Origin of the sequence: Pontiella sp. (assembly GCF_041622395.1) — a bacterium.
Lineage (GTDB): Bacteria > Verrucomicrobiota > Kiritimatiellia > Kiritimatiellales > Pontiellaceae > Pontiella.
In genome coordinates, this window is record NZ_JBFJYW010000221.1 from 1 (window position 1) to 6,654 (window position 6,654).

Here is a 6,654-nt window from a genome sequence, read left to right on the forward strand (position 1 = left end):
ACGGTTCACGAAGCGATTGTTGCTTACAACGCGAACCAGCGTCTCGGCACGGCTTCCACGCTTCGCAAGTGGGAAGTCAACGGCAGCGGCAAAAAGCCTTGGAAGCAAAAGGGCCTCGGCCGCGCCCGCGCCGGTTACAAGCAATCCAACGTTTGGCGTGGGGGCCATGTTGCGCATGGTCCGCAGCCGCGCTCCTACAACAAGTCGCTCACCAAGAAGGCGGCTCGCCTGGCATTCCAGCGTGCGTTCAGCGCGAAGGTCGACCAGGGCGAAGTCACCGTCATCGATCAGCTGGACGTCGCCACCCCGAAGACCAAGGAATTCGCCGCCGTGCTGATGAACCTCGGCCTCGACCGTGGCGCGCTCATCGTCGTCGATCAAACCAGCGATAACCTGCTGTTGGCCTCGCGCAACATCCAGCGCGTCGAAGTGGCCACGGCCCAGTTGGTGAACACCTACCAAATCCTGCGCTACAAGAACGTGATCATCACGAAGGCAGGCATGGAAGCGCTCGAAAAGCGCCTCGGATAAGGAGATCGATAGATGAAAAATTCAGCCGATATCATTAAGAAAGTTTTGTTGACCGAAAAGGGAACCATGCTCTCCGAGCTGCAGAACAAGTATCTGTTCAAGGTTGCCAAGGACGCCAACAAGGTGGAAATCAAACGAGCAGTCGAAGAGCTCTTCAACGTCCGTGTTATGGCCGTCAATACGATGTGCCGAAAAGGCAAGAAGAAGCGCCAGAGAACCGCTCATTTCGGAACGACCGCAGCGTGGAAGCGCGCCGTGGTTACATTGCATGCAGAAGACCGCATTAACCTGATCTAAGGAGTTATTGCAATGCCATTGAAATCTCATAAACCGTATACACCGAGCCGCCGGCACATGGTGTTGTCGGATTTCGCCGAAATCACCAAGAGCACTCCCGAGCGCTCGCTGGTCAAGGCGAAGAAAAGCAAGGCCGGCCGTAACAGCGCGGGCCGCATTACGGTCCGCCACCGTGGGGGCGGCCATAAGCGCCGCTACCGCGAGATCGACTTCAAGCGCGACAAGTTCGGCGTTCCCGCCAAAGTTGCCTCGATCGAGTACGATCCCAACCGTTCCGCACGCATCGCCCTGTTGCATTATGCCGACGGCGAGAAGCGCTACATCGTGGCTCCGGCGAAATTGGAAGTCGGCGCCATGGTCATGTCCGGTCCCGATGCCGAACCTTCGGTGGGCAACGCATTGCCGCTGGGGATCATCCCGGTCGGCATGGCGGTGCACAACATCGAGCTGATCGCCGGTCGCGGCGGACAGCTGGTGCGTTCCGCCGGCACCTCGGCACAGCTGATGTCCCGTCAGGAAGACTGGGTCAACGTGAAGATGCCGTCCGGCGAAATCCGGATGATCCGCGCCAACTGCCTGGCCACCATCGGCCGCGTGGGCAACGTGGAGCACAACAACATCGTTATGGGCAAGGCCGGGCGCAAGCGCTGGCTGGGCATCCGCCCGACCGTTCGCGGTGTTGCCATGAACCCGGTTGACCATCCCATGGGCGGCGGCGAAGGCCGTACCTCGGGCGGTGGACATCCGAAGTCGCCGTGGGGCTTGCTCGCGAAGGGCAAACGCACCCGCGATAAGCACAAGCAGACCAACAAGTATATTGTTGAACGGAGGAAGAAATAATGGGTCGTTCACTGAAAAAAGGTCCCTATGTGGATCTCAAGCTGGTCAAGAAGATCCGCAAGATGGGCGAAACCGGACGCAAGGCCCCGATCAAAACCTGGGCGCGCAATTCGATGATCGTTCCGGAATTTGTCGGTCACACCTTCAATGTTCACAACGGCAAGGTTTTCGTTCCGGTGTTTGTTACGGAGAATATGGTCGGGCACAAACTGGGCGAGTTCTCGCCTACCCGCGCTTTCAGAACCCACGGTATGGCGACGGAAAAATAGCCTGTGTGATTTTGTGGGCGAAATCGCTGGATTTCGCCTAACAAATCCATAGACTGTCCGCCCTTTATTCCGTGCAACGCAAAGAGTGAAAACACATGGAAGTTTCAGCTACAACTAAATATGTACGCATGTCGCCCACCAAGGCCCGCGACCTCGCCAACGAGATCAAGGGACTGTCGGTCGCCGACGCACTGCGTGTCACCGAGTTCAATGCTCGCAAGGCTGCCGTTCATATCGGCAAGACCCTCAAATCGGCGATTGCAAATGCCGAAAACAACGAGGGGTTGTCGGTCGACAGCCTGTTTGTGAAAAACGCCATCGTGGATGGTGGACCGATGATGAAACGGTTCCGTCCGCGTGCCCGTGGCATGGCTAGTCCGATCCAGAAGAAGACCAGCCACGTAACCGTTATTCTAACCGACAAAAAAGCGTAAGGAGTCTATTGTGGGTCAAAAAGTAAATCCTATTGGAATGAGGCTCGCGCTGACCAAGGACTGGCGTTCGCGCTGGTATGCGGAAAAGCGTGACTTCGGCGCCATGCTCAAGGAAGACGTCGACATCCGCGCACTCGTTTCCGAGCGTCTGAAAGACGCCGCTGTGTCGGATATCTATATCGAGCGCTATGCCAACCGCATCCGCGTCACCATCAAGTCGGCCCGTCCGGGCTTGGTCATCGGCCGCAAGGGCGAGGACCTCGACAAACTGCGCGCAGTTCTCGCGAAGATGACCAAAAAGGAAGTCTATATCGAGATTGCCGAAGTGAAAAAGCCGGACCTCGACGCCACGCTCGTCGCCGCCAATGTGGCGATGCAGCTCGAACGTCGCGTCTCGCATCGCCGCGCCATGAAGCGGGCGTTGCAGATGGCCATGGAGAACGGTGCCCTCGGCATCAAGATCCTGGTTGCCGGCCGTTTGAACGGGGCGGAAATCGCACGTTCGGAAAACTATAAAGAAGGCAAGATTCCGCTGCACACGCTGCGTGCCGATATCGACTATGGTGTGGCCGAGGCCAACACGATGGCCGGCATCATCGGCATCAAGGTGTGGATCTGCAGGGAATCCGAAACGAAAGCCTAGGAGTTGAACCATGCCTTTAATGCCGAAAAGAGTTAAATACAGGAAGGTTCAGCGCGGTTCCCGCGGCGGTCTCGCCCAGAAGGGCAACCAGCTGGCCTACGGAGAGTACGGCCTCCAGTCCCTCGAACGTGGATGGATCACTGCGGTCCAGATCGAAGCGTGCCGTGTGGCTGCAAACCGTGCCATGAAACGTAAAGGGAAGCTGTGGATCCGCATTTTCCCCGACAAGCCAATCACAAAGAAGCCGTTGGAAGTTCGTATGGGTAAAGGTAAAGGGGGCGTCGACCAGTGGGTTGCCGTCGTCAAGCCCGGCACCATGTTGTTCGAACTGGATGGCGTTCCGGAAACGCTGGCCAAAGAGTGTCTGCGCCTTGCAGCCACCAAGCTGCCGCTGCGGGTTCGGTTCGTACAGCGCCACGCTCATGACTAAAGGATAGGGTGAGCCATGAAGGTTAAAGAAATCAATGAAATGACGATGGAAGAGCTGGACCAGCAGCTCGCTGAGATCAAGAAGGAGCAGTTCAATCTGAAGCTCCAGCAGGTCTCCGGTCAGCTGGAAAACCCGGCGCGCATGAAAGAACTGCGTCGCACGGTCGCCCGCATCAGAACCATCCAGAACCAGAAGAAAGTCGAGGGGTAACGGTCATGGAAGATAACAGACATAACCGCAAGACCCGTGAGGGCCGTGTTGCCAGCAAAAGCGGCGACAAGTCGATTGTTGTTTTGATCGAACGTCGCGTACGCCATCCGCTGTACGGCAAAGAAATCCGCGTTTCCAAGAAGGTGCATGTGCACGACGAAGAAAACAAAGCCGGCATCGGCGATGTGGTCCGCGTCATGGAAACCCGCCCGCTGAGCAAGCTGAAGCGCTGGCGCCTGGTGGAGATTGTTTCGGAAGCTGCGAGATAGGGGTCGAACAATGATTCAAGAGCAAACACGTTTGAAGGTTGCCGACAACTCCGGCGCACGTTCCGTAATGTGCATCCGCGTCCTCGGCACCAAGAGCAAGGTCGCCGGCGTAGGCGACGTGATCCGCTGTGCCGTCAAAGAAGCGCAGCCCAACGGTGTGGTCAAGAAGGGCGACGTCTGCCTGGCAGTGGTCGTCCGCACCAAGAACACCATTCGTCGTTCCGATGGCTCGTGCCTTCGTTTCGATAGCAACGCGGCAGTGATTGTCGACGACAAAAAAAACCCGCGCGGTACCCGTATTTTCGGGCCGGTGGCCCGTGAGCTTCGCGACAACGACTTCATGAAGGTCGTATCGCTCGCTCCCGAAGTACTGTAGGCGCAGGGAGGATATGGAAATGAGTAAAGCCACTATCAAAAAAGGCAGCACGGTTACCGTGATCGCCGGAGATGACAAAGGCAAGTCGGGCAAAGTGCTCCAGATGTTCCCGGAAAACGGACGCATCTTAGTTGAAGGAGTCAACTTTGTGAAGAAGCACATGCAGAAGAGCGAAGGCAACCCACAGGGTGGAGTCGTCGAGCGCGAGGCGCCGATCGCAATCTCCAATGTGAAGGTTGACAAATAACATCGTTCCAAGCATTGGAACCGTAATTTTGGAGGAAGGGCACAATGACCCCAACACTGAAAACCAAATATAAAGAAGCTATTGCCCCCAAGCTCATGGAGAGCCAGGGCTACAGCAGCAAAATGCAGGTTCCCGCAATCAAGAAGATCGTACTGAACCTCTGTGTCTCGGTTAATTATGACCGCGACACGCTGACCGCGCTGGCCGAAGACCTCGGCAAGATCACCGGACAGAAGGCCGTTATCACCAAGGCCAAGAAATCAGTATCGAACTTCAAATTGCGTGAAGGAATGCCGATCGGCGCACGGGTAACGTTGCGTGGCGATCGGATGTACGAATTCATGGATCGCCTGGTCAATGTTACGCTTCCGCGTATCCGCGACTTCCGCGGCATCCCCGGCAACTCCTTCGACGGGCAGGGCAACTACTCGATGGGTCTGCAGGAGCAGACCGTGTTCCCCGAAATCGACCCCGACAAGGTGAAGAAGACGCACGGTATGGATATCACGATCGTGACATCCGCCACCGAGGACGGCGAAGCCAAAGAGCTGCTGACCCTCATGGGCATGCCGTTTAAAACGGGCAACGAATAGGAGTTTAGAAATGGTACTTACAGATCCCATCGCCGACATGTTGACCCGCATCCGCAACGGCAACATGGCCGAAAAAACCGTAGTCGCAATGCCGCACTCCAAGATGAAGAGCGAACTCGCCCGCATCTTGAAGGCCGAAGGCTTCATCAAGGACTACACCATGGAAAACGACGACGGCAAATCCGTCCTCAACATTTTCCTCAAATACACGATGGACCGCGAGCCGGTCATCCAGGGGCTTCGCCGCATCAGCAAGCCGAGCTGCCGCAAATACGTCAATTCCGAAGAAATTCCGCGCGTTCTCGGCGGCATCGGATTGGCGATTCTGAGCACTTCTTCGGGGGTCATGACCGACGTTGAAGCGCGTGAAAAGAAGGTCGGGGGCGAAGTCCTCTGCTACGTTTGGTAGAAAGGATCGGGTTTAGATATGTCAAGAATAGGTAAACAACCGGTTTTGATTCCCGGCGGCGTCACCGCCGAAGTCAACGGCCAGACCATCACCGTCAAGGGCGCCAAGGGCGAATGCACCTACACGGCTCCGCGCTGTGTTGCACTCTCCGTTGAAGACAACGCCGTCATGGTTTCGCGCACCGACGAATCGAAGTTCGGCAAGGCAATGTTCGGCACCGTCCGCAGCCTCGTCAACAACATGGTCGTCGGCGTCAGCCAGGGCTACAAGAAAGATCTCATCATCGAAGGGGTCGGCTACAAGGCCGTAATGAAGGGGCAGGAAATTGTCCTTTCGCTCGGGTTCTCCCACGACATCAACTATTCGATTCCGGACGGAATTAAGGTGGACGTCAAGGACAGCACCAAGGTCTCCGTCGAAGGCATCGACAAGCAGCTGGTTGGCCAAGTGGCCGCACGTATCCGCGACTACTCGCCGGCTGAACCGTACAAGGGCAAGGGCGTACGCTACTCGGACGAGCAGGTTCGCCGCAAGGAAGGTAAGGCGGTTGCATAATGGCTACTATGAGCAAAAAAAACATGAGACTCCGGCGCCACTTGCGTGTGCGCAACAAGATTTCCGGAACCGCCGCGCGTCCGCGCATGGCTTTCTTCCGCTCCAACAAGCGCATGGAAATCCAGTTCATCGACGACGATGCACGCCTGACCATCTGCGGGGTTTCCTGCGATGGCAAGAACGCCGAGGCCGCCAAGGCCCTCGGTGCCAAGGCGGCGGAAGCGGCCAAGGGCAAGGGTATCGAAACCGTTGTCTTTGATCGCGGCGGATTCGCATTCGGAAGCAATCTCAGAACGCTGGCCGACAGTGCCCGCGAAGCTGGACTTAAATTCTAGGAGTATCCCAATGGCAGAAGAACGTACAGAACGTAAAAATGGACGCCGGGATGGCGGTGGCCGCGGTCGTGGCCGCAAACGCGACGACAGGAATGAAGTCCGCGAAAAGCCGGAATTCGAAGAACGCGTAGTCCACATCAGCCGTAACTCGAAGGTTGTCAAGGGCGGCCGTCGCTTCAGCTTCGGCGCGCTCGTGGTCGTCGGCGACCGCAAGGG

Annotated in this window: 15 protein-coding genes and 1 pseudogene; all 16 read left to right on the top strand. The window is 56.9% G+C overall.

Going from position 1 to position 6,654, the window contains the following annotated elements:
- The coding region (rplD, locus tag ABYO54_RS12320; protein WP_372808553.1) for a 50S ribosomal protein L4 at window positions 1–531 on the top strand (531 nt) is incomplete at its 5' end.
- 12 nt (window positions 532–543) lie between these two features.
- Window positions 544–828, top strand: coding sequence for a 50S ribosomal protein L23 (rplW, locus tag ABYO54_RS12325; protein ID WP_372808554.1), 285 nt, complete (start codon window positions 544–546; stop codon window positions 826–828).
- Window positions 829–840: 12 nt separating this feature from the next.
- Window positions 841–1,668: a 50S ribosomal protein L2 gene (rplB, locus tag ABYO54_RS12330; protein WP_372808555.1), complete on the top strand. Its 828-nt coding sequence runs from the start codon at window positions 841–843 to the stop codon at window positions 1,666–1,668.
- A complete protein-coding gene (rpsS, locus tag ABYO54_RS12335) occupies window positions 1,668–1,937 on the top strand; it encodes a 30S ribosomal protein S19 (RefSeq protein ID WP_372808556.1) in 270 nt (89 codons plus the stop codon). The genes rplB and rpsS overlap by 1 nt, the downstream gene beginning before the upstream one ends.
- A gap of 95 nt (window positions 1,938–2,032) precedes the next feature.
- Window positions 2,033–2,371, top strand: a complete 339-nt coding sequence (rplV, locus tag ABYO54_RS12340) for a 50S ribosomal protein L22 (protein ID WP_372808557.1) — start codon at window positions 2,033–2,035, stop codon at window positions 2,369–2,371.
- A gap of 10 nt (window positions 2,372–2,381) precedes the next feature.
- Window positions 2,382–3,014 carry a 30S ribosomal protein S3 gene (rpsC, locus tag ABYO54_RS12345; RefSeq protein WP_372808558.1) on the top strand — a complete coding sequence of 211 codons (633 nt, stop codon included), beginning with the start codon at window positions 2,382–2,384 and terminating at the stop codon, window positions 3,012–3,014.
- 10 nt (window positions 3,015–3,024) lie between these two features.
- Window positions 3,025–3,444 (top strand): 50S ribosomal protein L16, encoded by a 420-nt coding sequence (gene rplP / locus ABYO54_RS12350; protein WP_372808559.1) that lies wholly within the window; start codon window positions 3,025–3,027, stop codon window positions 3,442–3,444.
- A gap of 15 nt (window positions 3,445–3,459) precedes the next feature.
- Window positions 3,460–3,654, top strand: a complete 195-nt coding sequence (gene rpmC, locus ABYO54_RS12355) for a 50S ribosomal protein L29 (protein ID WP_372808560.1) — start codon at window positions 3,460–3,462, stop codon at window positions 3,652–3,654.
- A 5-nt stretch (window positions 3,655–3,659) separates the two neighbouring features.
- Window positions 3,660–3,923 carry a 30S ribosomal protein S17 gene (gene rpsQ, locus ABYO54_RS12360; protein ID WP_372808561.1) on the top strand — a complete coding sequence of 88 codons (264 nt, stop codon included), beginning with the start codon at window positions 3,660–3,662 and terminating at the stop codon, window positions 3,921–3,923.
- 10 nt (window positions 3,924–3,933) lie between these two features.
- Window positions 3,934–4,299, top strand: coding sequence for a 50S ribosomal protein L14 (rplN, locus tag ABYO54_RS12365; protein WP_372808562.1), 366 nt, complete (start codon window positions 3,934–3,936; stop codon window positions 4,297–4,299).
- A 13-nt stretch (window positions 4,300–4,312) separates the two neighbouring features.
- The gene (gene rplX / locus ABYO54_RS12370; RefSeq protein WP_372808563.1) at window positions 4,313–4,546 is read left to right on the top strand and encodes a 50S ribosomal protein L24; all 234 of its coding nucleotides are present in this window, start codon (window positions 4,313–4,315) and stop codon (window positions 4,544–4,546) included.
- 44 nt (window positions 4,547–4,590) lie between these two features.
- A complete protein-coding gene (rplE, locus tag ABYO54_RS12375; protein ID WP_372808564.1) occupies window positions 4,591–5,139 on the top strand; it encodes a 50S ribosomal protein L5 in 549 nt (182 codons plus the stop codon).
- A gap of 10 nt (window positions 5,140–5,149) precedes the next feature.
- Window positions 5,150–5,548, top strand: coding sequence for a 30S ribosomal protein S8 (gene rpsH / locus ABYO54_RS12380; RefSeq protein ID WP_372808565.1), 399 nt, complete (start codon window positions 5,150–5,152; stop codon window positions 5,546–5,548).
- Between the two features lie 18 nt (window positions 5,549–5,566).
- Entirely contained in the window at window positions 5,567–6,103 is a 537-nt protein-coding gene (gene rplF / locus ABYO54_RS12385) for a 50S ribosomal protein L6 (RefSeq protein WP_372808566.1), read from the top strand.
- Window positions 6,103–6,438 (top strand): 50S ribosomal protein L18, encoded by a 336-nt coding sequence (rplR, locus tag ABYO54_RS12390; protein WP_372808567.1) that lies wholly within the window; start codon window positions 6,103–6,105, stop codon window positions 6,436–6,438. The genes rplF and rplR overlap by 1 nt, the downstream gene beginning before the upstream one ends.
- A 10-nt stretch (window positions 6,439–6,448) precedes the next feature.
- Window positions 6,449–6,654, top strand: a pseudogene (locus ABYO54_RS12395) (30S ribosomal protein S5); the annotation flags it as partial.